The sequence below is a fragment of the Variovorax sp. YR566 genome (assembly GCF_051992195.1).
In the GTDB taxonomy this organism is placed as follows: Bacteria; Pseudomonadota; Gammaproteobacteria; order Burkholderiales; family Burkholderiaceae_C; genus Variovorax.
Map to the genome: position 1 here is coordinate 4490201 of NZ_CP197092.1, position 25936 is coordinate 4516136.

Annotated in this window: 24 protein-coding genes and 2 pseudogenes; 18 read left to right on the forward strand and 8 right to left on the reverse strand. The window is 67.2% G+C overall.

Annotation, left to right across the window (positions count from 1 at the left end; genetic code table 11):
* Nucleotides 1-83: 83 nt before the first annotated feature.
* Entirely contained in the window at nt 84-1544 is a 1461-nt protein-coding gene (locus ACTG4X_RS21110; protein WP_440531820.1) for an FAD-dependent oxidoreductase, read from the reverse strand.
* A gap of 155 nt (nt 1545-1699) precedes the next feature.
* Here ACTG4X_RS21110 and ACTG4X_RS21115 point away from each other — a divergent pair, with 155 nt between their 5' ends.
* Entirely contained in the window at nt 1700-2695 is a 996-nt protein-coding gene (locus ACTG4X_RS21115; protein WP_093073400.1) for a Bug family tripartite tricarboxylate transporter substrate binding protein, read from the forward strand.
* Entirely contained in the window at nt 2692-3699 is a 1008-nt protein-coding gene (locus ACTG4X_RS21120) for a Bug family tripartite tricarboxylate transporter substrate binding protein (protein ID WP_440531821.1), read from the forward strand. Before ACTG4X_RS21115 ends, ACTG4X_RS21120 begins: the two co-directional genes overlap by 4 nt.
* Before the next feature lie 3 nt (nt 3700-3702).
* On the opposite strand, the gene ACTG4X_RS21125 is transcribed toward ACTG4X_RS21120, so the two are convergent.
* Both ACTG4X_RS21125 and ACTG4X_RS21130 read right to left on the reverse strand, forming a co-directional pair.
* Entirely contained in the window at nt 3703-4563 is an 861-nt protein-coding gene (locus ACTG4X_RS21125) for an alpha/beta fold hydrolase (RefSeq protein WP_093073396.1), read from the reverse strand.
* The gene (locus ACTG4X_RS21130) at nt 4560-5120 is read right to left on the reverse strand and encodes a cytochrome b (protein ID WP_093073394.1); all 561 of its coding nucleotides are present in this window, start codon (nt 5118-5120) and stop codon (nt 4560-4562) included. Before ACTG4X_RS21130 ends, ACTG4X_RS21125 begins: the two co-directional genes overlap by 4 nt.
* A 143-nt stretch (nt 5121-5263) precedes the next feature.
* Here ACTG4X_RS21130 and ACTG4X_RS21135 point away from each other — a divergent pair, with 143 nt between their 5' ends.
* Nucleotides 5264-6721, forward strand: coding sequence for a glycosyltransferase family 2 protein (locus ACTG4X_RS21135; protein ID WP_440531822.1), 1458 nt, complete (start codon nt 5264-5266; stop codon nt 6719-6721).
* Between the two features lie 2 nt (nt 6722-6723).
* Here the strand turns inward: ACTG4X_RS21135 and ACTG4X_RS21140 are convergent, their stop codons facing one another.
* Nucleotides 6724-7557, reverse strand: coding sequence for a DODA-type extradiol aromatic ring-opening family dioxygenase (locus tag ACTG4X_RS21140; RefSeq protein ID WP_093055736.1), 834 nt, complete (start codon nt 7555-7557; stop codon nt 6724-6726).
* 120 nt (nt 7558-7677) lie between these two features.
* Between ACTG4X_RS21140 and ACTG4X_RS21145 the strand changes: the two are divergent.
* From ACTG4X_RS21145 to ACTG4X_RS21155, 3 genes and pseudogenes are all read left to right on the forward strand, one after another.
* Nucleotides 7678-7773, forward strand: a pseudogene (locus ACTG4X_RS21145) (helix-turn-helix domain-containing protein); the annotation flags it as partial.
* A 109-nt stretch (nt 7774-7882) separates the two neighbouring features.
* A pseudogene (locus ACTG4X_RS21150) lies at nt 7883-8086 on the forward strand (LysR substrate-binding domain-containing protein); the annotation flags it as partial.
* Between the two features lie 158 nt (nt 8087-8244).
* The gene (locus ACTG4X_RS21155; protein ID WP_093055732.1) at nt 8245-10101 is read left to right on the forward strand and encodes an ABC transporter ATP-binding protein; all 1857 of its coding nucleotides are present in this window, start codon (nt 8245-8247) and stop codon (nt 10099-10101) included.
* A 6-nt stretch (nt 10102-10107) separates the two neighbouring features.
* Here the strand turns inward: ACTG4X_RS21155 and ACTG4X_RS21160 are convergent, their stop codons facing one another.
* The gene (locus ACTG4X_RS21160) at nt 10108-10536 is read right to left on the reverse strand and encodes a VOC family protein (RefSeq protein WP_440531823.1); all 429 of its coding nucleotides are present in this window, start codon (nt 10534-10536) and stop codon (nt 10108-10110) included.
* A 71-nt stretch (nt 10537-10607) separates the two neighbouring features.
* Between ACTG4X_RS21160 and ACTG4X_RS21165 the strand changes: the two genes are divergently transcribed.
* The 3 genes from ACTG4X_RS21165 (at nt 10608) to ACTG4X_RS21175 (ending at nt 14367) form a co-directional block, all read left to right on the forward strand.
* Nucleotides 10608-11210, forward strand: a complete 603-nt coding sequence (locus ACTG4X_RS21165) for a TetR/AcrR family transcriptional regulator (protein WP_440531824.1) — start codon at nt 10608-10610, stop codon at nt 11208-11210.
* A gap of 350 nt (nt 11211-11560) precedes the next feature.
* Nucleotides 11561-12958 carry a DUF2868 domain-containing protein gene (locus ACTG4X_RS21170; protein ID WP_440531825.1) on the forward strand — a complete coding sequence of 466 codons (1398 nt, stop codon included), beginning with the start codon at nt 11561-11563 and terminating at the stop codon, nt 12956-12958.
* Entirely contained in the window at nt 12955-14367 is a 1413-nt protein-coding gene (locus ACTG4X_RS21175) for a GTPase/DUF3482 domain-containing protein (protein WP_093073379.1), read from the forward strand. Before ACTG4X_RS21170 ends, ACTG4X_RS21175 begins: the two co-directional genes overlap by 4 nt.
* On the opposite strand, the gene ACTG4X_RS21180 is transcribed toward ACTG4X_RS21175, so the two are convergent.
* On the reverse strand, nt 14364-15353 hold the full coding sequence (locus ACTG4X_RS21180) for a sialic acid TRAP transporter substrate-binding protein SiaP (RefSeq protein ID WP_440531826.1): 990 nt from the start codon (nt 15351-15353) through the stop codon (nt 14364-14366). The genes ACTG4X_RS21175 and ACTG4X_RS21180 overlap by 4 nt on opposite strands.
* Nucleotides 15354-15533: 180 nt before the next feature.
* Here ACTG4X_RS21180 and ACTG4X_RS21185 point away from each other — a divergent pair, with 180 nt between their 5' ends.
* From ACTG4X_RS21185 to ACTG4X_RS21195, 3 genes are all read left to right on the forward strand, one after another.
* Nucleotides 15534-16052 carry an O-acetyl-ADP-ribose deacetylase gene (locus ACTG4X_RS21185; RefSeq protein ID WP_440531827.1) on the forward strand — a complete coding sequence of 173 codons (519 nt, stop codon included), beginning with the start codon at nt 15534-15536 and terminating at the stop codon, nt 16050-16052.
* Between the two features lie 66 nt (nt 16053-16118).
* Complete coding sequence (locus ACTG4X_RS21190; protein WP_440531828.1) at nt 16119-17873, forward strand: IlvD/Edd family dehydratase; 1755 nt, start codon at nt 16119-16121, stop codon at nt 17871-17873.
* Nucleotides 17874-17878: 5 nt separating this feature from the next.
* Nucleotides 17879-18649, forward strand: coding sequence for a class I SAM-dependent methyltransferase (locus ACTG4X_RS21195; RefSeq protein ID WP_440531829.1), 771 nt, complete (start codon nt 17879-17881; stop codon nt 18647-18649).
* A 10-nt stretch (nt 18650-18659) separates the two neighbouring features.
* On the opposite strand, the gene ACTG4X_RS21200 is transcribed toward ACTG4X_RS21195, so the two are convergent.
* Nucleotides 18660-19478, reverse strand: a complete 819-nt coding sequence (locus ACTG4X_RS21200; RefSeq protein WP_440531830.1) for an SDR family oxidoreductase — start codon at nt 19476-19478, stop codon at nt 18660-18662.
* Nucleotides 19479-19554: 76 nt separating this feature from the next.
* Between ACTG4X_RS21200 and ACTG4X_RS21205 the strand changes: the two genes are divergently transcribed.
* The 6 genes from ACTG4X_RS21205 to ACTG4X_RS21230 all read left to right on the forward strand — a co-directional run bounded on the left by ACTG4X_RS21205 (nt 19555) and on the right by ACTG4X_RS21230 (nt 25015).
* Complete coding sequence (locus ACTG4X_RS21205) at nt 19555-20502, forward strand: AraC family transcriptional regulator (RefSeq protein ID WP_440531831.1); 948 nt, start codon at nt 19555-19557, stop codon at nt 20500-20502.
* Nucleotides 20503-20608: 106 nt separating this feature from the next.
* Nucleotides 20609-22042, forward strand: coding sequence for a glycerophosphodiester phosphodiesterase family protein (locus ACTG4X_RS21210; RefSeq protein ID WP_440531832.1), 1434 nt, complete (start codon nt 20609-20611; stop codon nt 22040-22042).
* Nucleotides 22043-22070: 28 nt separating this feature from the next.
* Nucleotides 22071-22694, forward strand: a complete 624-nt coding sequence (gene trhA / locus ACTG4X_RS21215; RefSeq protein ID WP_440531833.1) for a PAQR family membrane homeostasis protein TrhA — start codon at nt 22071-22073, stop codon at nt 22692-22694.
* 39 nt (nt 22695-22733) lie between these two features.
* On the forward strand, nt 22734-23648 hold the full coding sequence (locus tag ACTG4X_RS21220) for a bestrophin family protein (RefSeq protein WP_440531834.1): 915 nt from the start codon (nt 22734-22736) through the stop codon (nt 23646-23648).
* Nucleotides 23649-23665: 17 nt separating this feature from the next.
* Nucleotides 23666-24100 (forward strand): DUF3806 domain-containing protein, encoded by a 435-nt coding sequence (locus ACTG4X_RS21225; RefSeq protein ID WP_256216612.1) that lies wholly within the window; start codon nt 23666-23668, stop codon nt 24098-24100.
* A gap of 18 nt (nt 24101-24118) precedes the next feature.
* Nucleotides 24119-25015 (forward strand): amidohydrolase family protein, encoded by an 897-nt coding sequence (locus ACTG4X_RS21230; RefSeq protein ID WP_440531835.1) that lies wholly within the window; start codon nt 24119-24121, stop codon nt 25013-25015.
* Here the strand turns inward: ACTG4X_RS21230 and bla are convergent, their stop codons facing one another.
* Nucleotides 25016-25903, reverse strand: a complete 888-nt coding sequence (gene bla / locus ACTG4X_RS21235) for a class A beta-lactamase (RefSeq protein WP_440531836.1) — start codon at nt 25901-25903, stop codon at nt 25016-25018.
* Between the last annotated feature and the right edge of the window lie 33 nt (nt 25904-25936).

Below are 25936 nucleotides of genomic sequence, written 5' to 3' on the forward strand. Positions count from 1 at the left end.
AGGGACCCTTTGCAAGACTCTTCTCAGGACTCTCCAATGTAGGGGCTTGCGAAGAGAGCGCGTCCGGGGTCATGGCCGATGGCTCAGGCGCCGGCTTCGGCCGTTGCAGATGACACCGCGCCCTGCCCAATTCCGGGTGCCCCGGCTCGCAGGTACACGCCCTGGGCCAGCAGTTCGGACTGCAGCGACCCCACGTCGATGAAGCGCGGCGCAATGCCGCCGCGCGATGCCAGCGCCGCAGCCACGCCCGCGGCCTGGCCGGTTATCCAGCACTGCGGAATCTCGCGCATGAAGCCGTGCGAGTTGCGGTCGCACGAAATGTGGCGCCCGCAGGCCAGCAGGCCGTCGAGCTTCTGCGGCACCAACGCGCCGTAGGGAATGGAGATGTTCGGAAACTTCGGCGACACCGCGGGCGACACGCCGATCTCGTCGGCCAGCGGCACGCCGTCGGGCCACTGGCTGCGCAGCACCGAGCCCACGCCGCTCAGGCGACGCGCATGGCGCACGCCGATCTGCGGCGCGCTCAGCATCAGGTAGGCATTCTCGAAGCCCGGTGCATGGGCGCGGAAGTAGTCCAGGTGCGCGGCCATGGCGCGGTGCGAGCGCACTTCCACGGCAGTGAGGTCGTCCACGTCGAGCGCCGAGTAGCCCGACTGGCGCGGCCCCATGAACAGAGCCACGTCGTTGCGCCACGAGACGAAAGGCCGCTCGAACAGGCCGCATTGCTCGCGGCCGCCCGCCATGAAGGCGGTGAAGGCCTCGGGCTGGCCGGCCTTGAACTCGATCCAGCGGTTCATGTCCACGCCGCCGAAGAGCCACGAGGTGTTCATGCAGTGGTGCACGTCGGCCTCTTCGATGTCGTTCACGTAGTCGGCGCCGGCGCGGGCGAACAGGTCGCCGTCGCCGGTGGCGTCGACCACCACGTCGGCCATGATGGCCATGCGGCCTTCCTTGCTCTCGAACACCACGCCCTTGACGGCGCCGTCCTGCACGATGGGAATGGCGGCCCACGAGTGGTAGATGAGCTTGACCTTGCGCTCCAGCACGATCTCTTGCGAGAGCAGCTTCAGCCGCTCGGGGTCGATGGTGGGCGACCAGGTGACGACGCCGTGATAGGCGGCAGTGCGCTGCGACCAGTGTGCGGCCTTGGCCGTGTCCTGCGAGCCCCAGTCTGCAGGCGAGGGGCCGGCGATGGCGTCGGCCGGCAGTCGGTCGAACAGCTCTTCGGCGAAGCCGCGGATCACCAGCTTGCCTTCCCAGTCGGTCATGCGGTCGATCCAGATGACGAGGCCGCCGGTCGACAGGCCTCCCAGGTGGTTGTAGCGCTCCAGCAGCGCCACGTCGGCGCCCGCGCGGGCCGCTGCTGCCGCGGCCGCCGTGCCCGACGGGCCGCCGCCCACCACCAGCACGCCGCAGCGGTGATAGACCGGGATGCTCTTGCCGGGCTCGGCCCAGCTGCCGTGGTCAGGCCGCTTGACGCGGCTGTCGCGGTCGAAGATGTCGGAAGACAGGATGCGCTCGTCGGTACGGACGACAGTTTTCATGAGTGCGTTCTCGGCTTGGCTTGTTTCGTCGTATTTTGATTTCACTTTCCATTTTGTCAAACTCAAAAGCCAAATCTCTGGGGTATTCCCTAGTAAATATGGATTTTTATGGTTTTCAAGATCAATATAGAAAGAGAAATCCAACGGAGACATCGATGAAGAAACTTCACGGCACCCGCCGTGCCTTCGGCTCGGCCCTCGGCGCCGCAGCCTTCCTGGGCCTTGCATCACTGGCCGTGGCACAGGACTTTCCGGCGCGCGGCAAGCCCATCCGCATCGTCGTGGGCTTCACCGCCGGCGGCGGCACCGATGCGCAGGCGCGCATCGTGGCGCAGAAGCTCGGCGAGGTGCTGGGCACCAGCGTGATCGTCGACAACAAGCCCGGGGCCAGCACCATGCTGGCGGCCAACGAGGTATCGCGCGCCCTGCCCGACGGCTATACGCTGCTGTACGCGCCCTCGTCCACCATGGCGCAGAACCCGCACACATTCGCCCAGGTGCCCTACGACCCGTTCAAGGACTTCACCGCCATCTCGATGGGCGGGCGCGGGCCGCTGGTGCTGTCGCTGAGTACCAGCGTGCCGGTGAACAACGTGAAGGAACTGGTGGCCTACGTGAAGGCGCACCCGGGCAAGGTGAGCTATGCCTCGTTCGGCGCGGGCACCTCGTCGCACATCTACGGCGAGGCCTTCGTGAAGAAGACCGGCATCGACGCGGTGCACATCCCGTACAAGGGCGGCTCCGACGCGGCGAAAGACCTGATCGGCGGACGCGTGCAGTACATGTTCGACTCGGCCTCGTCGGCCATCATCACCTCGGCCACGGGCAAGGTGAAGATCCTCGCGGTGGCCGCCAACGCGCGCATTGCCGCGCTGCCCGACGTACCCACCTTCGCCGAGCAAGGCTACGCAGGGCTCGACCTGCCGAGCTGGCTGGGCTTCTACGGGCCGGCGCGCATGCCGGCGCCGGTGGTCGAAAAGCTCAACACGGCGCTCGCGAAGGTGCTGGCGATGCCGCAGGTGCGCGATTTCTATCGCAGCGGCGGCTACGAGGCCGGGGGCACCACGCCGGAGGAATTTGCCGGCATCACGCGCTCGACCTACGACAGCTGGGGCGCGATGGTGCAGCAGGTCGGGTTGGCCAAGCAATGAGCGGCATGCGCTCCCTTCTTGATCGCCGCCGCTTTGCCGCCTGGCTTGCGCTCGGCGCGGCCATGCCGCTGCTGGCAGCCCATGCCGCCGCACCTTTTCCGGACAAGGGCCGCACCATCCGCATCGTGCTGGGCCTGGCGGCAGGCGGCGCGTCGGACTCGCAGGCGCGCTTCGTCGCCAACAAGCTCGCCGAGGTGCTGCAGACGCCGGTGATCGTCGAGAACCGGCCGGGCGCGAGCTTCATCCTTGCGACTGAAGAGGTGATCCGCGCCGCGCCCGACGGCTACACCTTCATGTACGCGCCCTCCTCCGTCGTGGCGCAGAACCCGCAGACGCTGGCGCAGGTGCGCTACGACCCGTTCAAGGACCTGACGCCGATCTCGCTAGGCGCGCGCGGGCCGCTGGTGCTGACCGTGCATGCGAGCGTGCCGGCGCGCACGGTGCAGGAACTGGTGGCGCACATCAAGGCCAACCCGGGGAAGATGAGCTACGCCTCCTTCGGCACCGGCACCTCGTCGCACATCTACGGCGAGGCCTTCGCGCGGCAGGCGGGGTTGGACGTGGTGCACGTGCCCTACAAGGGCGGCGCCGACGCCGCAAAAGACTTTCTCGCAGGCCGCGTGCAGTACTACTTCGATGCCGCGCCCAACGCCATACAGAACACGGCCACCGGCAAGGTGCGCATGCTGGCCGTAGCGGCGCCCAAGCGCAGCCCGATGCTGCCCGACGTGCCCACCATGGGCGAACAGGGCGTGAGCGGGGTGGACATGCCGAGCTGGCTGGGTTTCTATGGGCCGGCGCGCATGCCGGCTCCGGTGGTCGAGAAACTGCATGCCGCGCTGGCGCAGGTGCTGGCGATGCCGGCCACGCGCGACTTCTTCCGCCAGGGCGCGTACGAGGCCGAGTCGTCGAGCCCCGCGGAGCTGGCCGCGCTGACGCGCGCGACCTACGAGCAGTGGGGCGACATCATCCGCAAGCTGGGGCTGGTGAAGCAGCAGCAATAGGGTTCAGCGAAAGAACTCCAGCAGCCGCGCATTGACTTCGTCGGCGCGCTCGTACTGCGCCCAGTGCCCGGCGCCGTCGATCACCACGCCTTCGCGCCCCGGGCCTTCGGCCACCAGCCGCGCCACCAGCGGGCGCGGGTCGGCGGTGACGTCGTACTCGCCCCACAGCAGCAGCGTAGGCACGCCCAGCGTACCGAGCGCCTGCTGCAGCCCGCCCGACTGCGACACCTCCTTGCTGCGAAAGCGCGTGCCATGGCACGAGATGTCATGGATCTCGAAGGCCAGCGCGTCGATGGCTGCTGGGTCGTGCAGCATCAGCGCGGCCAGGTTGTTCAGCAATGCGGCGCGTTCCGCCTCTCGGTCTGGGGCGGCGCGCCAGTTGATCATCTGAGCCGTCATGCGCCGCAGCGTGCCGTGGCCGCCGCTGCCCACGAGCGCGAAGCGGCGGATGGCTCCGCGTCGCACTGCGAACCGTGCAGCCGTCAAGCCGCCGAAGGAGAAGCCGCCGAGGTCGATGGGCGTGCCCGCGCCGATGAGCTGATCGAGCGTGCCGCCGAGCGCATCAAGCAGCGGTGGCAGCGAGTCTTCGCCCGGTGCCACGCGCGGTGGCGCATCGGATTCGTTGAAACCCGGCATATCGGGCAGCCACAGCGTGCGGTCGGCCGACAGCGCCTCGGCGTTGCGCAGCCAGTGCATCCAGCTGCCATGGCCGCCGTGCAGCAGCACCAGCGGGGGCCGGGCGGTGTCGGTGCCGAAGCGGCGCCAGCGCACGCGCACGCCCTCGTGCACCGGGTCGTAGTGGGTCGACAGCGCGTCGATGCGGGCGATGGCCTCGCGGGCCTCGGTTTCTTCTTGTGTGGTCATGGCAGCATCCGCTGGAGTTCGGCCTCGCCGTCGAAGAATTGGTGCTTGAGCGCGCCCAGCACGTGCAGCGCAAAGAGCACGTAAAGCACATAGCCCGCCCAGACGTGCACGCCGCCCAGCACGGTGTGCCAGGTTTCCTTCATGGTGGGCTCGATGGCCATGATCCAGCCGATGCGCGGCCATTCGAACAGGCCGAAAAGCTGCATCGGGTGGGTGGCGGCGTCTTTCCAGGCCGAGTCGTGCATCCAGCCCGACAGCGGCAGCAGGATCATCAGCAGATACAAGGCGCCGTGGGCCGCATGCGCCGCGAACCGTTCGAGCGCACCGTACGAGCCCGGCATGGCCGGCGGCTTGTGCGTGGCGCGCCACAGGAGCCGCAAAATCACCAGGCCCAGCACCGTGATGCCGATCGACTTGTGGGTGTCGACGGCCGGGCGCACCCAGTCGTCGGGGTAGTGGTCGACCAGCAGGATAAGGGCGATGTTGACGGCCATGAGCACGGCTATCAGCCAGTGCAGCGCGATCGCGGTTCGGGTGTAGCGGGTTTGTGCGAGCATGCGGGGAATTTTCGGGCGTGGGGCGACTCAGTCGATGACGCGTGCGATTGTCCCGGCTTTGCCTTGGGACTTTCGAAACCGCAGGCCGAGTTTTTGCGTATCGACAACGAACCACCGACCGATAGCCGCCCGGGCACCTTCCCTTGAACGATCCTTTCCAAAGCGCCTTCGTGGCCGCATCGCCGCGCCTGTCTCCACCCAGCACCCCGCTGCGAAGCTGGCTCATTCACGGGAGCGTGCTCGTGCTGTGGGCATTGCTCTTCGCCATGGCCTTCAAGGTCGGCAATGTCGGAGCCTGGTCGGTGGGGGTGGCCTACGTGCTGTACGACACCGTGCTGCTGCTGTTCGTCGCCTGGATGACGCTACCGATATTGCGGCCCCGGCCCTCTCCTTCCCCTGCGGCCGCGGTGAGGCGCAACACCCTGGGCGTGATCGTCGCCTCGCACAACGAGGCGGCCGTGCTGCCCGTGACGCTGGCCGCCCTGCTCGGCCAGACCGACGCACCCGACCGCATCGTGATCGCGGACGACGGCTCGACCGATGGCACGGCGGAGCTGCTGACCACGCGCTACGGGCTGGTCGCGCCCGAACTTGGTTCGCTGAGCGCTACCAGTGCAACACACCCCTCTCTTTACTGGCTGCGCCTGCCGCACGGCGGCAAGGCGGTTGCACTGAACGCGGCCGTCCTGTGCATCGACACCGACACCGTGCTCACGGTCGATGGCGACACGCTGCTCGACAGCCATGCCATCGGCGCCGTCCGCCGAGCCTTCTCCGAAGAGCCGAACCTCGTCGCCGCCACCGGCGTCATCACCCCGGTGTGCAGCCGCTCGCTGGCCGGCCGCTGCTTCCAGTGGTTCCAGACTTATGAGTACATCCGCAACTTCCTCTCGCGCTATGCATGGATGCGCGTCAACGGCCTGCTGCTGATCTCCGGCGCCTTCGCCGGCTTCAGGACCGACGCGGTGCGCGCCGTGGGCGGCTTCGACACCGACTGCCTGGTGGAAGACTACGAACTCATCCATCGCCTGCACCGCCATGCGCAGGCGCACGGCCTGCCATGGACAGTGCGCGTGCTGGGCGACGCACAGGCACACACCGATGCCCCGAGCAGCACCGGCGCCTTCCTGCGCCAGCGCCGCCGCTGGTTCGGTGGCTTCCTGCAGACGCAGTTCTGGTATCGAGCGATGGTTGGTGACCGGCGCTACGGCTGGCTCGGCGTCGCGATGCTGCCGGTGAAGGCCATCGACACGCTGCAGCCGCTCTACGGGCTGGCCGCCTTCGGGCTGCTGCTGATGTATCTGGTGCGCGGCAACTTCGGCGTGCTGGCGCCGGTGGCCGGCGTGATCGGCGCGAAGATCGTGCTCGACCTCGCGTTTCACCTGTGGTCGGTGTACCTGTACCGGCGCTGGATCGGCCACAGCAGCGAGGCGAACATGGCGCAGGCCTTCATGGCTGCGCTGATCGAGCCATTCACCTTTCAGATCCTGCGCCACACGGGTGCAGCCTGGGGTTGGTGGACTTTCCTGACGGGGCGCGGTACGTGGGGGCGGCAGACGCGCGTCGGGCTGGTCGATGCCGACGGCGCGCGGCGCAGTTAGCTCTACGCGCCGAAGCGGAAGCTCGACACCACCAGACCGCCCATGAAGGCGTCTTCGTGATACACGCGCTCGCCAGCCTCCGCCTCGGCCGCGCCGACGGCCACCATCAACGGAATCAGATGCTCTTCACGCGGATGCGCCATGCGCGCCGCCGGGGCTGAATCCCAGTCGAGCAACTGCGCGCTGCGCTCGCCAGCGGAGCTCTTCACCACCGCCTCATCGAGCCAGTCGTCGAAAGCCTTCGACACCCCATGCGCCTGCGGGCCGAAGTTGCGCAGGTTGTGATAGCTCAGCCCGCTGCCGACGATCAGCACGTTCTCATCGCGCAGCGGTGCGAGTGCGCGGCCCAGCGCCAGGTGCTCGGCCGGGTCGAGCCCGCGCCGAAGCGACAGCTGCACCACCGGCACGTCGGCCTTCGGGTACATCGCGGCCATCGGCGCGAACATGCCGTGGTCGTAGCCGCGCTCGGGATCGATCTGCACCGGCAGGCCGGCAGCAGCGATCAGCGACTGCACGCGCTGCGCGAGTTCGGGCGAGCCGGGCGAGTCGTAGTGCACCTCGTAGGTATGGGCCGGGAAGCCGCCGTAGTCGTAGATCATCGGCGGCTTGGGGCTGCCCTGCACCGTGAAGGCAGGCGCCTCCCAATGCGCCGACACCATGAGGATGGCGCTGGGCGTGCGGCCGATCTGGCGTGGCATGTCGGCCAGCGAGGCGGCGAGCTGGTCGTAGGTCGGGCCCATTTCCTTCTTCATCCAGGGCCAGGGGCCGCCGCCGTGCGAGATGAAGTACGTGGGCAGGCGCGAAGCGTTGTTCGCGGTGGTGTTGTCGTGGGTCAAGCCGATGCTCCTTGAAAGCGTTGCATCGACTGTAGACATTTCCTGCAGGGAAATCGACAGGCTACGATGCATCGAATCAGTTCCTCACAGGAAAGCTTGAAGGATGCTCACATGGACCGGATGACCAGCCTGCGGGTGTTCCGCGAAGTCGTGGAGGCGGGCAGTTTCGTGGCTGCGGCCGAGCGGCTGAACATGTCGCCGCCAATGGCCAGCAAGCACGTGGCGCAGCTTGAGAAGTCGCTCGGTGCGCGGCTGCTGCACCGCTCCAGCCGCCATCGGCCAGACGCACGACACGCCACGCGGCCAGCTCAAGGTGAGCGCGCCCGTGTGGTGCGCCACGCCGCGTTTCGCGCGGGTGCTGGCCGACTACCGCGAGAAGTACCCGGAGGTGCTGGTCGACATGCACCTGGAAAACCGCAAGGTCGATCTTGCGGCCGACGGCTACGACCTGGCCTTGCGTGCCACGCAGGAGCCCTCGCCCGCCTTGATCGCCAGGCCGCTGTGCCGCGTGCCCTTCTTCCTGGCAGGCACGCCGGCCTACCTGAAGCGCATGGGCGGCGCACCCGAAGTGCCGGCCGACCTCGCGAAGCTGGGCGGCTGGGCCTGGATGCGCCACCGAACGCACCTTTTCGGGGCAAGGTCATGCAGGCGCGGCTACAGTCCTGAGCTCTCCGGGAGACTCAGTCCTTGTTCCGCTTCTTCGAAAAACTCCTCCATCCGTACCCCGCCGCCGAACCCGCTTTGCCGCCGCAGGGCTTCCTCGCTTTTCTCTGGGCCTGCACGCACGGCGTGCGCGGCAAGATCGCGGCGATGGCGGCGCTCACCGCCGTCATGTCGATCTTCGAGGCGGCGCTGTTCGCGATCCTCGGGCGCATCGTCGACTGGCTCGGCCCACAGGTGCCTGCGCGCCTGTGGGCAGACCGCGGCACCACGCTCATGTGGCTGGCCGCGTTCCTGGTGATCAGCATCGGCGTGGTCGCGCTGCAGACCATCGTGAAGCACCAGACGCTCGCGGTGAACCTGCCGATGCGCCTGCGCTGGAACTTTCACCGGCTGATGCTGGGCCAGAGCATGGCCTTCTACCAGGACGAGTTCGCTGGCCGCATCACGGCCAAGGTGATGCAGACCGCGCTCGCGGTGCGCGACACCGTGTTCGTACTGGCCGACGTGCTGGTGGCCATGGGCGTGTACGTGGCCACCATGATCATCCTGGTGGGCGTGCTCGACGCGCAGCTGGTGTGGCCCTTCATCATCTGGCTGGCGCTGTACATCGGCTCGCTGGTGTACTTCGTGCCGCGCCTGGGCAAGGTCGGCAAGGCGCAGGCCGACGCCCGCGCGATGATGACCGGCCGCGTGACCGATGCCTACACCAACATCGCGACCGTCAAGCTGTTCTCGCACACGCAGCGCGAGGCCGGCTTCGCGCGCGACGCGATGCGCGAGTTCATGAAGACCGGCTACGGCCAGATGCGCCTGGTGAGCGCCTTCGAAATCGTCAACCACACGCTGAGCATGGGCCTAACGGCCGGCATGGCGGGTGTGGCACTGTGGCTGTGGTCGCACGGCACGGTCGGCGTGGGTGCGGTGGCCGCGGCCACGGCAATGGCGCTGCGGCTGCAGGGCATGTCGCACTGGATCATGTGGGAAATGACCAGCCTGTTCGAAAACATCGGCACCGTGCAGGACGGCATGAAGACGCTGTCGCGCCCGCGCACCGTGCTCGACGCGGCCAATGCCACGGTGCTCGACGTGCCGCGCGGCGAGGTGCGCTTCGAGCATGCGAGCTTCCGCTATGCCGATGCAGGCCGCCGCGTGATCGACGACCTGAACCTGACGGTGAAGCCCGGCGAGAAGATCGGCCTGGTCGGCCGCTCGGGCGCGGGCAAGTCGACGCTGGTGAACCTGCTGCTGCGCTTTCACGACCTGGAAAGCGGCCGCATCCTGATCGACGGACAAGATATCGCGCATGTCACGCAGGACTCGCTGCGCAGCCACATCGGCATGGTCACGCAAGACACCTCGCTGATGCACCGCTCGGTGGCCGACAACATCGCCTACGGCCGGCCCGACGCCACGCACGAGCAGATCGAGGCGGCGGCCGGGCGTGCGGAAGCGCACGACTTCATCCAGACGCTGGGCGACGCGAGCGGGCGTCGCGGCTACGAGGCGCATGTGGGCGAGCGCGGCGTGAAGCTCTCAGGCGGCCAGCGCCAGCGCGTGGCCATTGCGCGCGTGATGCTGAAGGACGCACCGATCCTGCTGCTCGACGAAGCCACCAGCGCGCTCGACTCGGAAGTCGAAGCCGCCATCCAGCAGAGCCTCTACACGCTGATGGAAGGCAAGACCGTGATCGCGATCGCGCACCGGCTGTCGACCATCGCGGCGATGGACCGGCTCATCGTGCTCGACGAAGGCCGCGTGGTGGAAGAAGGCGACCACCGCACGCTGATGGCGCAGGGCGGCCTGTATGCGCGACTTTGGGCGCACCAGAGCGGCGGGTTCCTCGGCGACAGCCTCGAGGAAGACGAAGCACTGCGCGCCTGATCGTTGTCAGGTCGGCAACGCGCCGGCCTCGTATTGCGCAGCGAACTCCCCGCTCGGCGGGATCGGCTTGATGATGTCGATCAACACGCCGTTCGGGTCGCGCGTGATGAAGTGGCGCTGGCCGAAGGCCTCGTCGCGCAGCGGCAGGAGGATCGGCAGGCCTGCGGCCTTCAGCTGGTCGTGCACCGCGTCAGGGTCGTCCACCTCGAAATTCAACAGCGTGCCGCCAGCCACCTGCCCGCGCGCGGCCGCCGGAATGGTTTCGTGCCGGCCGTCGAGCACGGCGAGATTCACCGAGGGCTCGTCCGCCAGTTGCAGATGCACATACCAGTCGCTCGTGAACAGCGGCGTGAAGCCGAAGTGCGCCTGGTAGAAGTTCGCCGTTCCCGCCACGTCGTTGGTCATGAGAACAGGGTAGTAGCTCGTCACTTTCACGATGGATCCTTTCATTTAACATACAGGCTGCATGTAAATTTGAATATAACTTACAGACAGACTGTATGTAAATGGCCGATTCACCCACCCCAGTCCGAACCAATCGTGAACGTACGGAAACCACCCGCCTTGCGCTGATCGAGGCGGCGCGTGCGCTCTTCGTCGGCAAGGGCTACGGCGACACCTCGACGCCGGAGATAGCAACGGCCGCCGGCATCACCCGCGGCGCGCTGTACCACCACTTCGCGGACAAGCGCGACCTGTTCCGTCAGGTGCTGCTGCGCGAAGGCGAAACCGTGGCCGCCGACATCGAGGCGGCCACGCCCGAGCAACTATCGCCGCGCGAGGCGCTGCTCGAAGGCAGCAAGGCCTATCTGAACGCGATGACGGCGCCGGGCCGCACGCGGTTGCTGCTGATCGACGGGCCGGCGGTGCTGGGCATGGCCGAAGTCATGGCGATGGACGACGCGACCTCGGCGAAGTCGCTGCGACAAGGGCTGGAGCGCGCCGGCCTGGGCAAGGGCGAGGCGTCGCTCGACGCCCTGACCCCGCTGCTCGCGGCGGCCTTCGACCGGGCCGCGCTGGCCATCGACGCAGGCGCAGACGTAGAGGAAACCCGTACGGCGATGCTGTGGCTGCTCGAGCGGGCGCTCGGCCCGGTCAGGAAGCGCTGATGCGGGACATGTCGTGGGCCGATGCTTCGCACGCGCCTACATCGCACGCCGCCCCCTGCCGACAGTGATGCCGCGAACGCGGCGCAATGCTGGACTCATCTTCAACCCAGAGGAGTCTTCGCGTGAATTCCATCATCTACATCGTCGGTCTGGTCGTGGTTGTCGTAGCTGTGCTTTCGTTCTTCGGCCTTCGCTGAGACCGGGCAGCGCCACCGACTCCCGCGCCATGCACAACGGGGCCGCTTGCGGCCCCGTTTCTCGTCGTGGCCGCCCGAAGCTCGCCGGGCATAATTTGCGCGCCCCGGCGCCGTGCGGGGCCTCATTGACCGATTGGCTGCGAAGGGACCCTGTTGACCAACACCGCGCTGCGCGAATCTGCTTTTCCGGATGCGGTGATCACCGAGGCGATCCGATGGACCGAACAGAGCGGCCCGCTCGACGACGCGCAAGCCCTTCGCATCGCCGCCTCGCGCACAGCCGATGCCCACGGGCAAGTCACCGAACGCGCGCTCCAGCTCGGCGAGCGCATCGGCCTGCAGCCTGAACTCGCACGTGCCCGGCAGTGGGCGCCGTGGGTGCTGCTCGCGCTGGTGGCGCTGATCGTCATGGCCGGTCTCGGGCTGGCGGGCAGCGTGGTCGGAGGCGGCGAGCGCCACATCAACGTGATCGTCGCGCTCGTGAGCCTGCTGGGCCTGCACGCGCTCACGCTGCTGCTGTGGCTCGCGGGCCTGTGGATGCCGCTCGGCTCGTTCAATACCGCATCGCTCGGCTGGATCTGGCTGTCGCTCACCGCGCGGGTGGCGGGCGGCAAGCGTGGACAGGCGCCGGTGCTGGTGCGTGCGACCACGGGGCTGCTGTCCCGCGCAAAGCTGTTGCCGTGGGCCTTCGGGCTGGTGAGCCACGGCATCTGGTCGCTGTCGTTTGCCGTGGTGCTGGCCGCGATGCTGTTCGCGCTCGCGTTTCGCAGCTACACGTTGAGCTGGGAGACGACGATTCTTGACCCGGATTTCTTCGTGCGCGTGGTGCAGGTGCTGGGCTGGGCGCCAGCAAAGCTTGGCTTTCCGGTGCCCGATGCCGCCACCGTGCTGGCCGCAACTCCCGGCGCTGCAGGCCAGCGCACCTGGGCACTGTGGCTGACCGGCTGCATCGTCGTCTACGGGCTGCTGCCGCGCGTCGTGCTCGTGCTGCTGAGCGCCTTTGTCTGGAAGCGCCGCCGCAAGGCGCTGCAGCCCGACTGGCGCGAGCCCTACTACCGCAAGCTGCTGGCCCGCTTTGCCGCGTTGGCGCCGGCGGCCATCGTCGATGCCGATCCGGGCCGCACGCGCGGCGCCGTGCCCACGGGCCTGCCGGCCTCGGAACTGCATGACGCCCTCTTCGTCGTCGGCTTCGAACTGCCGCCCGACATGCCGTGGCCTCCAGCCGCCCTGCCCGCCGGCGTCGCGACGCAGGCGCAGCGCATCGACGGCAGTGCGCCCGCGCGCCGCGCCCTGCTCGACCAGTTGGCCCATACCCATCCGCGCACGGTACTGCTGGTGTGCCACGCCGCATCGAGCCCCGACCGCGGCACCGAACGCTTCCTGCGCGAAGTGCTGGCGCATTGCGGCGAGTGCCGCCTGTGGCTGGCCGACGCGCCCGGTGCGAGCGCCACGCAGCGATGGCTCGACTGGCTGCGCGACACTGGCCTGGAGCGCATCACCGCCAGCGATCGCCTGGACATCGCCTTGCCGGAAAGCGCGATCGCCCCATGACGCAACAGCCCATCCGCATCGCCGTCGTCGGCCACACCAACGCCGGCAAGACTTCGCTGCTGCGCACGCTCACGCGGCGCATCGGCTTCGGCGAGGTGTCGCAGCGCCCCGGCACCACGCGCCATGTCGAATCGGTCGACCTCGACGTGAACGGCGAAGCCGCCGTGCGCTTCTTCGACACGCCGGGCCTCGAAGACGCCGTCGCGCTGCGCGAGCACCTCGCCGGCTTCGATGCGCAAGCGACGCCCCCCGACCGCATCCGCCAGTTCTTGCAGGGCCCCGAAGCCCACGGCGTGTTCGAGCAGGAGGCCAAGGTGCTGCGCACCATGCTCGACATCGACGCGGCCTTTCTCGTCATCGATGTGCGCGAACCGGTGCTGCCCAAGTTCCGCGACGAGATCGAGTTGCTCAACTCCTGCGCGCGCCCTGTTCTGCCGGTGCTGAATTTCGTGCGCGATGCGGCCAGCCGCGAGCCGGCGTGGAAAGAACTGCTCTCGGCCTACGGCCTGCACGTGCAGGTGCGCTTCGACGCGGCTGCCCCGTTCGTCGGCGCCGAGCAGGACTTGTACAACGACCTGGCCACGCTGCTGCGCGAGCGCCGCGACCTGCTGCACGGCGTTGTCGATGCACTGGCCGACGAAGCGGTACAACGCCGCCAGTCTGCCTGCACGCGCATCGCCGCCCTGCTGGTCGATGCCGCTGCGGTGCGCCGCACGGTGTCCTCCACCGAATTTGCCGACGCCGCGCGACGGCAGGCCCTCGTCGCAGCACTACAGAAGGCCGTGTTCGACAAGGCCCAGCGCTGCACCGACGACCTGCTCGCGCTCTACGGCTTTCGCCAGGGCGACGCCGATGAGGCCCCGCTGCCGATGATCGAAGGCCGCTGGACGCTCGACTTCTTCAGCCCCGAGGCCATGAAGGACGCGGGCCTGCGCCTCGGCAAGGGCGCGGTCATCGGCGCGGCGGTGGGCGTGGTGGCCGACCTGGCCGTGGCCGGCATCTCGCTCGGCGCGGGCGCTGCGCTGGGTGGCGCCATCGGCGGTGCGGTGTCGCAGGGCTGGGGGCCGCTCGGCCGCAAGCTGGCCAACAAGCTGCGCGACGTGCACGAACTCACCGTGGAAGACGGCGTGCTGTTCACGCTGGTCGCGTGGCAGCTGAAGCTCACGCAGGCGCTGGAGCAGCGCGGCCATGCGGCCACGCAGCGCATCGCCGCCGAATCGCCCCAGGACGGCGATTCCCCCACGCGAGCCGCCGCGGCCGCGGTGCGCGGCGCGCAGCCGGCACGCAACCATCCCGAGTGGGAATCGACAGGCATTGCAACGCGCAGTTTCTGGCGCCCCTCGCCCCAGCGCGAAGCGCTCGTGGCCGAGCTGTCACAGACGTTGCTTCGCGCTTTCGAAGCGCCTTAGTTCGCCCCTGCCAGCGCCTGCAGCTTTGCGTAGTCGCCCGGCCGCGCCCCTACCTGCTCGGGCGTCGAGCGCTTGACGATCCGCTCCAGGAACAGCTGCCGGTTGACCGGCGCCACGGTCATGCCCTTGTCGCGCAGGAATTTCTCGTCCTCAAGCTCGCCGGCGATCACGCCGACGTTGGTCCACTTCGCGGTTTCCACCAGTACCTTCTCGACCATCGCCTGCTGCGCCGGCGCGAGCCTGGCCCATGCGGCCTTGCCGATGACGATGCCCAGCGTGTCGTAGACGTGCGCCGTCAGCAGCACGTACTTCTGCACTTCGTAGAGCTTCTTCGACTTGACGATGTCCAGCGGGTTTTCCTGCGCCTCCACTTCGTTCTTCTTGAGCGCGCTGTAGAGGCTCATGAAAGGCAGCGTCACCGGCTTGGCGTCGAGCGCGGTAGCAAACAGCTGGTAGGCCGCGGCGGCGGGCACGTAAAGGCGCAGGTCGCGGAAGTCTTCAGGCTTCGACAGCGGCTTGGCCGACGTGACCTGGCGCGCGCCGTAGTACACGGCGGCCACCATGCGGTTGCCGCTCCGCTCGTTGTAGCCCTTCATCAGGTCGGCCAGCAACGGGCTCGCCAGGTATTTGCGCATGTGGTCGAGGTCCTTGAAAGCGAAGGGATAGCTCCCCAGGCTCAGCGGCGGATAGCCCTCGGCCAGCGTGGCCTGCCCGACGTAGGCGATCTGCACCGAGTCGTTCGCCAGCATCAGCGGAAAGTCGGCCTCCTGCCCCAGCTTGGAAGACGGCACCACCTCGATCTTGATCTTGCCGTCGGACTGCTCGGCGATCTTGCGCGCCGCAAGCTCTGCCTGCTGGTGGAAGATGCTCGTGGGCTCGTAGACATGGCCCCACTTGAACTGCAGCACCTGCGCATGGGCGGCTACCGCCCCTGCGAGCGCCATGCAAAGAACACCGGCGCGGCGCCATGGCAACAAGCTTTTCATCGACTCTCCCTCGGGTTGAGAACAGTCCGGCCGTATGCAAGATCGACGCCATGGCAGCGGGCGGACGCCGGGCAAATGCGCCCGACCCGGGAATCGTAAATATTTGCAACAAACATCGAAAGCGGGTTTGCCCGACTCCGGCCCGCGCGCCTACGATGCCAGCCCCCGAGCCACCGCACCATGACGACCACCCTTCGCGCCATCCGCGCCGACATCACCACGCTGCAGCTCGACGCCATCGTCAACGCCGCCAACTCATCGCTGCTCGGCGGCGGCGGAGTGGACGGCGCCATCCATCGCGCGGCCGGGCCGGAGCTGGTGCACGAATGCCGGCTGCTGGGCGGCTGCAAGACGGGCGATGCCAAGCTCACGAAGGGCTACCGCCTGCCTGCCCGCTTCATCATCCACACGGTCGGCCCTGTGTGGCGTGGTGGCGAGGCGGGCGAGCCCGAACTGCTCGCGTCGTGCTACCGGCGCTCGATGGCGCTCGCCGCCGGGCAAGGGGTGGGCAGCATCGCGTTTCCGAGCATCAGCACGGGCATCTATGGCTATCCCGTCGAGCTGGCGGTAAAGGTCGCGGTGAGCACCGTGCGCGAAGCGCTGGCGGTCTTCACGTCAGTGGAGGAAGTCGTCTTCTGCTGCTTCTCGCCGGGCGACCTTGCTGTCTACGAGGCTGCACTGGCCGAAGGCGCGCGCTGAAAGAAAAGCCGGAAAAGCTGTCAGCGAGTCAAATACCAGTTCCGACGAACAACAAACCCACGTCCCATGTCCGAATCTCTCTTCGAGCCCGACGACAACACCGACAACAGCAACGCGGGCATGCGCAAGGGCCTGACCAGCTATGGCGACCGCGGCTTCTCGCTCTTCCTGCGCAAGGCCTTCATCAAGGGCGCGGGCTACACCGATGCGGCGCTCGATCGCCCCGTGGTCGGCATCGCCAACACCGGCAGCGCCTACAACCCCTGCCATGGCAATGCGCCTCAACTCATTGAGGCCGTCAAGCGCGGCGTGATGCTCGCGGGCGGCCTGCCGATGGACTTTCCGACCATCTCGGTGCACGAGAGCTTCGCCGCGCCGACCAGCATGTACCTGCGCAACCTGATGTCGATGGACACCGAGGAGATGGTGCGCGCGCAGCCCATGGACGCCGTAGTGCTCATCGGCGGCTGCGACAAGACCGTGCCGGCGCAGCTCATGGGCGCGGCCTCCGCCGGCCTGCCGTCGATCCAGCTCATCACCGGCTCGATGCTCACGGGCAGCCACCGCGGCGAACGCGTGGGCGCCTGCACCGACTGCCGGCGCTACTGGGGCAGGTATCGCGCGGGCGAGATCGACGCCGAGGAAACCGCCGACGTCAACAACCAGCTGGTCGCGAGCGTGGGCACCTGCTCGGTGATGGGCACGGCCAGCACCATGGCCTGCATTGCCGAGGCGCTGGGCATGACGATGCCGGGTGGTGCCTCGCCACCGGCCGTAACGGCAGACCGCATCCGCATTGCCGAGCAGACCGGCGCGCAGGCCGTGCAGATCGCGCGCGACCACCTCACCATCGACAAGGTGCTGACCCCCGCCGCCTTCGAGAACGCGATGCGCGTGCTGCTGGCCATCGGCGGTTCGACCAACGGCATCGTGCACCTCGCGGCCATTGCCGGCCGCATGGGCCTGGACATCGACCTGCTCGCGCTCGACCGCATGGGCCGCGAAACGCCGGTGCTGCTCGACCTGAAGCCCTCGGGCCAGCACTACATGGAAGACTTCCACGCCGCAGGCGGCATGGCCACGCTGCTGCGCGAACTCAAGCCACTGCTGCACCTCGATGCACTCACGGTCACGGGCCGCACACTGGGCGAGGAAATCGAGCGTGCAGGGCCAGGCTTCAGGCAGGACGTGGTGCGGCCCGCCAGCCAGCCGATCTATCCGCAGGGCGGCATCGCAGTGCTGTGGGGCAACCTGGCGCCGGGCGGCGCGATCATCAAGCAATCGGCCGCCGACCCGGCGCTGATGGAGCACGAGGGCCGTGCGGTGGTCTTCGAGAACGCCGAAGACCTGGTGCAACGCATCGACAGCGACGAGCTCGACGTCACGCCGCAAGACGTGCTGGTGCTCAAGAACATCGGCCCCAAGGGGGCGCCTGGCATGCCCGAGGCGGGCTACATCCCCATTCCACGCAAGCTCGCGCGCGCCGGCGTGAAAGACATCGTGCGCATCTCCGACGGTCGCATGAGCGGCACCGCATTCGGCACCATCGTGCTGCACGTGACGCCCGAGTCGGCCATCGGCGGGCCGCTGGCTTATGTTCGCAGCGGCGACCGCATTCGGCTCAGCGTGGCCAAGCGCGAGATCTCACTGCTGGTGACGGACGAAGAACTGGCACGCCGCGCGACGGAAACGACGGTGGTCGAGCCCTCCGCCGAGCGCGGCTACAAGAAGCTGTTCCTGCAGACCGTGATGCAGGCCGACAAGGGCGTGGACTTCGACTTTCTCCGGGCGCCGAACACCGTGGGCAAGGTGCCACGATAAAGCGTATGACCGACGATTTCTACGACGAGCTCGCACCGCTCTATCACCTGATCTATCCGGACTGGAGCGAGAGCATCCGCCTGCAGGGCGACAAGCTCTCGCAGCTCATCGAGGCCGAATGGCCCGGTGGTGGCGCGCATCGCAAAGTGCTCGACGTGTCGTGCGGCATCGGCACGCAAACGCTCGGGCTCGCGGCCCTCGACCACATGGTGACGGCCTCCGACCTTTCGGCCAACGAGATCGAACGCGCGCGGCATGAAGCAAAACTGCGCGGCCTCGACATCGCTTTCTCGGTATGCGACATGCGCGAGGCGCACACGCACCACGGCGGCGGCTTCGACATCGTGATGTCGTGCGACAACTCGATGCCGCATCTGCAGACCGACTCCGACCTGCTGACCGCCCTGCGCCAGATGACCGCCTGCCTGCGCCCGGGCGGCGGCTGCGTCGTCAGCGTGCGCGACTACGCGAAGGAAGAGCGCGGCAGCAACATCGTGAAGCACTACGGCGCACGCGTGGAGAACGGCCAACGCCATGTGCTGTTCCAGGTCTGGGATTTCGATGACCGAGGCACGGGCGAGCACTACGACCTTGGCTTCTTCTTCGTCACGGAAGACCTCGCCACGCATGCAGTGAGCACGCGCGTGATGCGATCGCGCTACTACGCCATATCGACGATGCGGCTGTGCAAGCTCATGCAAGACGCGGGGCTGAAGGACGTTCGGCGCATCGACGGCGCGTTCTTCCAGCCGGTGCTGGTGGGTACGCGGCCGTGAGCGCCTCGACTCACCTCTTCATGCGCAGCATCGACCGCATTCCTGTCAGGAATTGCTCGTCGGTGCTGTTCCACCGTGCATTGGCCAAGTGGGCACTGTCCGGTCCGGCCGGGAAGCGCAGCGTTTCGGACTCTTCCGTAGCAGCAGCGAAGACGGCAGCCGCGACCTGATCCGGAGTCGTCACCGCGCCGGCAGTCCCGAACTGCGCCATGAGCTGCCCTGCATACGCCTGGTACGGCGGCGAGATCAAGCCGTTCATGCGGTCCATGCCATTTGCCGTGAAGGCTGTCCCGGGACCATAGCCGGGCTCCACAAGCCTGACGCGCACGCCGACGGATTCGAGTTCGAAGAACAGGGCCTCGGTGAACCCTTCGATGGCGAACTTGCTCGCCGCATAGGGCGCAACCATCGGCATGCCGGCAAAGCAGACGCTGGACGTCACGTTGACGATGGCCCCTTCCCCGCGCTCGCGCATGAGCGGAATCATGGCCTGGGTCATTGCCATGACGCCGAAGGTGTTGGTCTCGAACACCTCGCGCACGGTTTCCATTGGCGTCACCTCGAAGGCCGAGAACAAGCCGATTCCCGCGTTGTTTACCAGCACGTCGATCTTGCCGAAGGCGGCGATGCCTTGGCCGATGGCTTGCACGATGCTGTCGTTGTTCGTCACGTCGAGCTGGACCACGCGCAAGCGCTGCGAAGGCTCACCCAGAAACGCCGGATCCGGTTTGCGCATCGTCGCGACGACGTTCCAGCCTTGCTTGAGGAAATGCCCTGCCGTGGTTTTGCCGTAACCCGAAGAGCAGCCAGTGATAAGTACAGTTTTCATGTTCGATGTCCTTTGAAGATCGGTCCGATGCTAGGGTTCTTGACCAAGACGATCCATCCCGCCTAATCTCGATTTCATGCGCGATCGTCTAAACGCTGACCCACTGGCTTCCATCGTGGCTTTGCTCCGTCCACGAACCGTTCTGTCGAAGTTCGTCAGCGGCGCGGGTAGCTGGGCAGTGCAATACCCGAACTACGGACAGCCCAGCTTCTGCCTGATGCTGAAAGGCTCGTGCTGGCTGAGCCTGGACTCGGCAGAGCCCTTCCTGATGGAACCCGGGGACTACGTCTTGCTGCCGGCAACGCCCGGCTTCCGGATGGGCAGCGACCTCGAGGCCATGGATCGCCCCACCATGCGCATCGCAGATGCAAGCCCGGCGGGAGAGATCCGCCATGGCACCCAGGGGGACGAGGCGGCAGTCAGGATGCTTGGCGGCTACTTCCTGTTCGACCCGACGAGTGCCCCGCTGCTGGTGGGGCTCCTGCCGACAGTGGTCCACATCAAGGCCGCTGACAGCGGAGCGGCGCGCTTGACGTGGATTGCGCGCGCCATCGATGAAGAGAACACGACGCCAAGACCCGGTGGCGACGCCATCCTGACGCGCCTTGTCGAGATCATGCTGATCGAGGCCCTGCGCTGGCGGCCGACACAAGACGACGCGCCGATTTCCGGGCTCCTGGCGGGCCTGGCAAATGCGCGAATGGCGGATGCGCTGCGGCTTATTCACGAGGACGTGGCACGGCGCTGGACCATCGAGGTTCTCGCGAAGAAGGTCGGAATGTCGCGTGCCGCATTTGCCGCCCGCTTCACACAGATTCTTGGTGTGCCCCCGATGGAGTACGTGCTGCGATGGCGGATGGCTCTGGCCAAGGACATGCTGTGGCATGACGGTCTTTCGCTTGGAGAGGTCGCGCATGCAATCGGCTATCAGTCGGCAAGCGCGTTCAGCACTGCCTTCAGCCGCTCGGTGGGGCTGTCGCCAAGCACGTTCGCACGCACTGGTCGCACCTACGCGCCTGCGTGATCTCGGGGCTCGTCAGCGGGCACTCGCTGGTCACTGTCCCGTCACGGGGCAAACCTAGCATCCGGCGGCTTTCGTTTCTCTTTCAACAAACATTCGAAAACTTCACATGAAAAAGAACGTTCCCGCGCCCCGCCCGGTTCGCGCCGCCATCGCGGCCATCGGTGGCTGCCTCGTGATAGCCGCATGTGGCGGCGGCAGCGATGGGGGCGTCTCGTTCCCGGTCCTCCCGCCTGCACCGGCGCCCGCACCCGCCCCGGCTCCCCCTGCCCCCGCACCGCTGGGCACGCTCGACGGCTCGGTCCCGCTGGTCATCGGACATCGCGGCCTGCCGGGGCTGTACCCCGAAGAAACCAAGGTCGCCTACGAAGCCGCGGCCGATGCCGGTGCCGATTCGCTCGAGACCGACCTGCACCTCACCAAGGACTGCGTGCTCGTCGCACGTCACAACCCCTGGCTCAGCGACAACACCAACATCGCCGACGTCGCCGCGACCAACACCACCGTTGCGGGCCGCAAGCGCACCGTGCCCGGCGTGCTGGTCGACGTGAAGTACCCGGCCATCGAGGCCAACGGCCCGGCCCAGTACCTGAGCGACCTGACCGACCCGAGCGATCCGAAGTCTGTGCTCAAGTCGCTCATCGTCGACGGCGAGGACCACACCAACGACTGGTCCATCACCGACTTCACGATGGACGAGCTGCGCCAGTGGATTCGCGGCACCACCTACGACGCCAAGGACCAGCGCCCAACCGACCTCAACGGCAAGCTGCCGATCCTGAGCTTCCAGGAAGTGATCGACATCGCCAAGGCCAAGAGCGCCTCCACCGGCCGCACGCTCACCGTGTACCCGGAAACCAAGAACCCGATCTGGAACAACGCGCAGGCCATTGCCAACGGCTGCGGCCCTGCGGGCAGCCATCCGCTGGAAGACGCGCTGCTGAAGATCATGAATTTCAACGATCTCAACCGGAAAGACGCGCCGATCTTCGTGCAGAGCTTCGAGCCCGAGAGCCTGAAGTACCTGCGCTCGGCCGGCATGAAGGCCCGCGCCGTGCAACTGGTGGACGGCAACGACGTCAACTACCAGACTGGCGAGATGATCTACGTCACCAAGGACGTCTACACCTTCGTCGACGGCCGCCCCTACAGCTGGACGCTGGCCGGCAACCCCAAGTGGTTCGGCGAGATGCTCACGCCCGCGGGCCTGGCCGACGTGAAGACCTATGCCGACGGCATCGGCCCGTGGAAGCCGCAGGTCATGGCCCACACCATCGTGCCCTTCGTCACGCCCAACAAGGGCCTGGCCGACGTGAACACCATCAAGCCCACCAGCCTGATCGCCGATGCACACAAGGCCGGCCTGTTCGTGCACAGCTACACCTTCCGCAACGAGGCGAAGTACCTGGCCGGCATCTACAAGGGCGACCCGACAGCCGAGTACCTGGCGTACTTCCGCGCCGGCATCGACGGCGTGTTCTCGGACTTCGCGAACACGGCGTTCGCGGCGCGCAAGACCTACCTGAAGGAAACGGGCCGCTGAGGCAGAACGGCGAAAGGCAGCCAGCACGATGTACCCCGGAGAACGACTCAACGGATACAGCCACCTGTTGGGCCTGCTGCTCGCGCTGCCTGCAACGGCGCTGCTGCTCGCCAAGACCGTGCCCACCGGCGACCCCGCGCGCATTGCGGGGGCGGTGGTGTTCTCGCTCTCGGCCGTGGCCCTGTATGCGGCCTCCACCCTCTTCCACAGCACGCGCGGGCGGCTCAAGCGCATGTGGGAGCGTGCCGACCACTGCGCGATCTACCTGCTGATCGCCGGCACCTACACGCCCTTCGCGCTGGTCACGCTGCAAGGCCCATGGGGCTGGCTGCTGCTGGCGACGATCTGGGGCGCGGCGCTCTTCGGCATCTGGCGCGAGCTGATGCCGGCCAAGGGCGGCGGGGCGAAGAAGCCCTCGCTGGCGCTGTACATCGGAATGGGATGGCTCGGCGTGCTGGCCGCCGTGCCGCTGGCCGCGCGGCTCGACGGCGCGGGGCTCGCATGGCTGCTGATCGGCGGCGTGCTCTACACGGCGGGTACCGTGTTCTATCGCAACAGGCAAGGCTTCCGGCACGCGCACGGTGCGTGGCACCTGTTCGTGCTGGCAGGCACTGCGAGCCACTACGTGGCGGTGGGCTGGTTCGTGCTGTAGGGGCCTGCGAGCCGGTCGTGCGGGGATAATCGCCGACCGATGATCGTCCGACCCCGCCCTCATTGGCTGCGCATGCTCTTCGTGTGGCGCGGCTCGGTCCTGCTGGACATAGCGCCGCAGCTCCTGTGGACCACCGCCTTCGCGGTGCTGGTGACGGTGCTCCACGGCCGGCTGTTCCAGTGGAAGGTGCCGCTCAATTTCGTGCCCTTCTCGCTCATCGGCCTGACGCTGGCCATCTTCCTTGGCTTTCGCAACGGCACGAGCTATTCGCGCTACTGGGAGGCGCGCACCCTGTGGGGCACGCTGCTCAACGAAACCCGCTCGCTGGTGCGGCAGGTGCTGACGCTGGCCGATGCGCCCGCCGAGGCAGGCAAGCCGACGCTTCGCCTCATCGCCTTCGTGCATGCCCTGCGCCACCAGTTGCGCGGCACCGATCCCTCGGCCGAACTCGCGCGGCTGCTGCCGCCCGAAGACTGCGCCCGCCTGCAGGCCGCGCGCTTCAAGCCGGCCGTTCTCCTGCTGATGGTCGGCGAATGGCTGCAGGACAAACGCAAGGGTGGCCAGCTCGACCCGACGCTCGCGCAGACCATGGAAATTCCGCTGGGCCGCCTGACCGAAGCGCTGGGCGGGTGCGAGCGCATCGCGGGCACGCCGATTCCATTCACCTACTCGGTCATCATCCACCGCACGATCTACCTGTACTGCGTGCTGCTGCCCTTCGGCCTGGTGGACGCCATCGGCCCCATGACGCCGGTGGTGGTCGCGTTCATCGCCTACACCTTCTTCGCGCTCGAAGCACTCGGGGCCGAGATCGAAGACCCCTTCGGCACCTCGCCGAACGACCTTGCGCTGGACGCCATGTCCCGCACGATCGAATCGACCTTGCGCGAGATGATCGGCGAGCCGCAGCCGATGCCGGCAGAGTCAAGATCCGACAAGTACATGCAAACCTGAGAGGGAATACTCGCGCCATGGAACAAAAGATCGTTTCCCCTGCTAAGTCGGACCTTCGGGCTATTGCCACCCAGCTCATGCACGCGTCGGAGCTGGTGTCCGAAGCCAGCGGTCACGAGTTGACCGGTACAAGGACAGACCTCGCCGCACTGCAGAAAGTCATCGACTCGAAGCTCGTCGAGCCTGAAGCCACCTACTCCCTTCAGGCGCTGGGCCTCGCATTCGGCAAAGTGTTCATCAGCACTCGTACCGATTTCGACTGGTGGATGGTCGAGGACGAGTACGGACGGGACCCCGCGCTCCGGTACAAGCAGACCTCGCTCCTGCTGTTTCCCAAGACCATGATCTCCAAGCGGATCGAGGACGGCAAGGCAGTCAACGTCACGGAGATGTTCGAGGGGCTGCAGGAAACCGTTCGCGAGGTGCTGGCCGAGCACTACCCGGATGCCTGATCTGGCTCGAAGCAGCGCATGAAAACCATCGCGCCAATCGCCGCCGTGCTTGTGGCCGCCTGCACGACCATCGCGCCCAGCGCCTACGGACAGGCCCCGGCTTACGCAGGCCCGCTGTTCGACACGCACCTGCACTACAACCAGGAAGCCTGGGACGGCAACACCGGCCCTTACCCGCCCGCCGAGGCGCTCGCGCGCATACAGCGCAACAACGTCAAGGCGATCATTGCCAATTCGCGCCCCAACGCTGGCACGCAGACCCTGGCCGCAGCGCGCGAGACACGTGACGCGGGCGTGGCGGTCGTGCCCTTCGTGCGCCTGTACCGCAATCGCGACGACTACACCAACTGGTTCCGCGACGAGACCATCTACGAGATGGTGCAGACCGAGCTTGCGCGCGGCACCGCGAGCGGACCCTATCGCGGGCTCGGGGAATTCCACCTGTACGACAGCGCCGATGCCAACGGCCCCGTGGCGAAGAAGCTGATAGCGCTGGCTGAGCAGCGCAAGCTCGCAGTGCTTGCGCACGTCGACGACGTGGCGATCGACCTGCTGATGGCAAACGCGCCTTCGAAGGGGCAGGCCCTGCGCTTGATCTGGGCCCACACCGGCATCGGCGGCCCACCGGTCGAACGGGTGCAGGCGCTGCTGGAGCGCTATCCGCTGCTGATGGGCGAACTCTCTTACCGCCCGGGGCTGACCTGCGAAGGCGGCAGGCTGTGCCCCGAATGGCGTGCGCTGATCCTCAAGTACCCGGGGCGCTTCATGGTCGGCTCCGACACCTGGGTCAACCAGCGCTGGAGCGCCTATGACGAAACGATGCGCGGCTATCGCACCTGGCTCGGCGATCTGCCGGCCGACGTAGCGCAACGCATCGCCTGGGGCAACGCGGCCGCGCTGTTCGACCTTCGCTGATCAGCCTGCCAGCGCGGCCACCGCAATGCGCGTCGCCGACGCAATGACATCGTTGCGCCCCTTCGCGTCCTTCTGCGGAAAGGTCAGGTAGACCGACAGCACGATCGGTGCACCGGCCGGCGGCCACAGCACGCCGACATCGTTCGTGGAGCCATACGAGCCCGATCCGGTCTTGTCCCCCACCTTCCAGCCGGCCGGCACGCCCGCCAGAAAGCGCTCTGTGCTCGTGGTGTTGCCCAGCAGCCAGGTCTGCAGCTGGTCGCGCTGCACAGTGCCCAGCGCATCGCCCAACGCCAGCCGCTGCACGCTGTCGGCCATGGCCGCGGGCGTGGTGGTGTCGCGTGGGTCGCCGGGAATGCTGGTGTTGAACTCGGGCTCGGTACGGTCGAGCCTGAAGGCCTGGTCGCCGATGCCGCGCGCAAAGGCGGTAACGGCGGGCGGGCCACCCAGCACCTTCAGCAGCAGGTTGGCGGCCGCGTTGTCGCTGTACTGGACGGTGGCGGCGCACATCGCGGCCACGGTCATGCCGGTGGCAACGTGCTTCTCGGTGATCGGCGAATAGGCGACCAGATCCGCCTTGCCGTAGCTGATGTTCCTCGACAGCAGGCCGCTGTCCTTGGTGCTGCGTTCGAGCACGGCCGCGGCCAGCATCAGCTTGAAGGTGCTGCACAGCGGAAAGCGTTCGTGCGGGCGGTGTTGGATGCGCGCGCCGCTGCCGGTGTGGAAGCCGACCACGCCCAGGCGGCCGCCCGAGGCACTTTCGAGCGCGGCGAGCTGCGCTTCGGCCGAAGACTGCGATGCCGTACCAGACCACGCAGTGCATGCGCTGGCGAGCGGCATGACGGAGGCGGCAAGCAGCAGGCTTCGGCGCTGGACTAGAGGGTTCATTTCGTTTTCTCTTTCTTTGGTCGAGTGGATGGT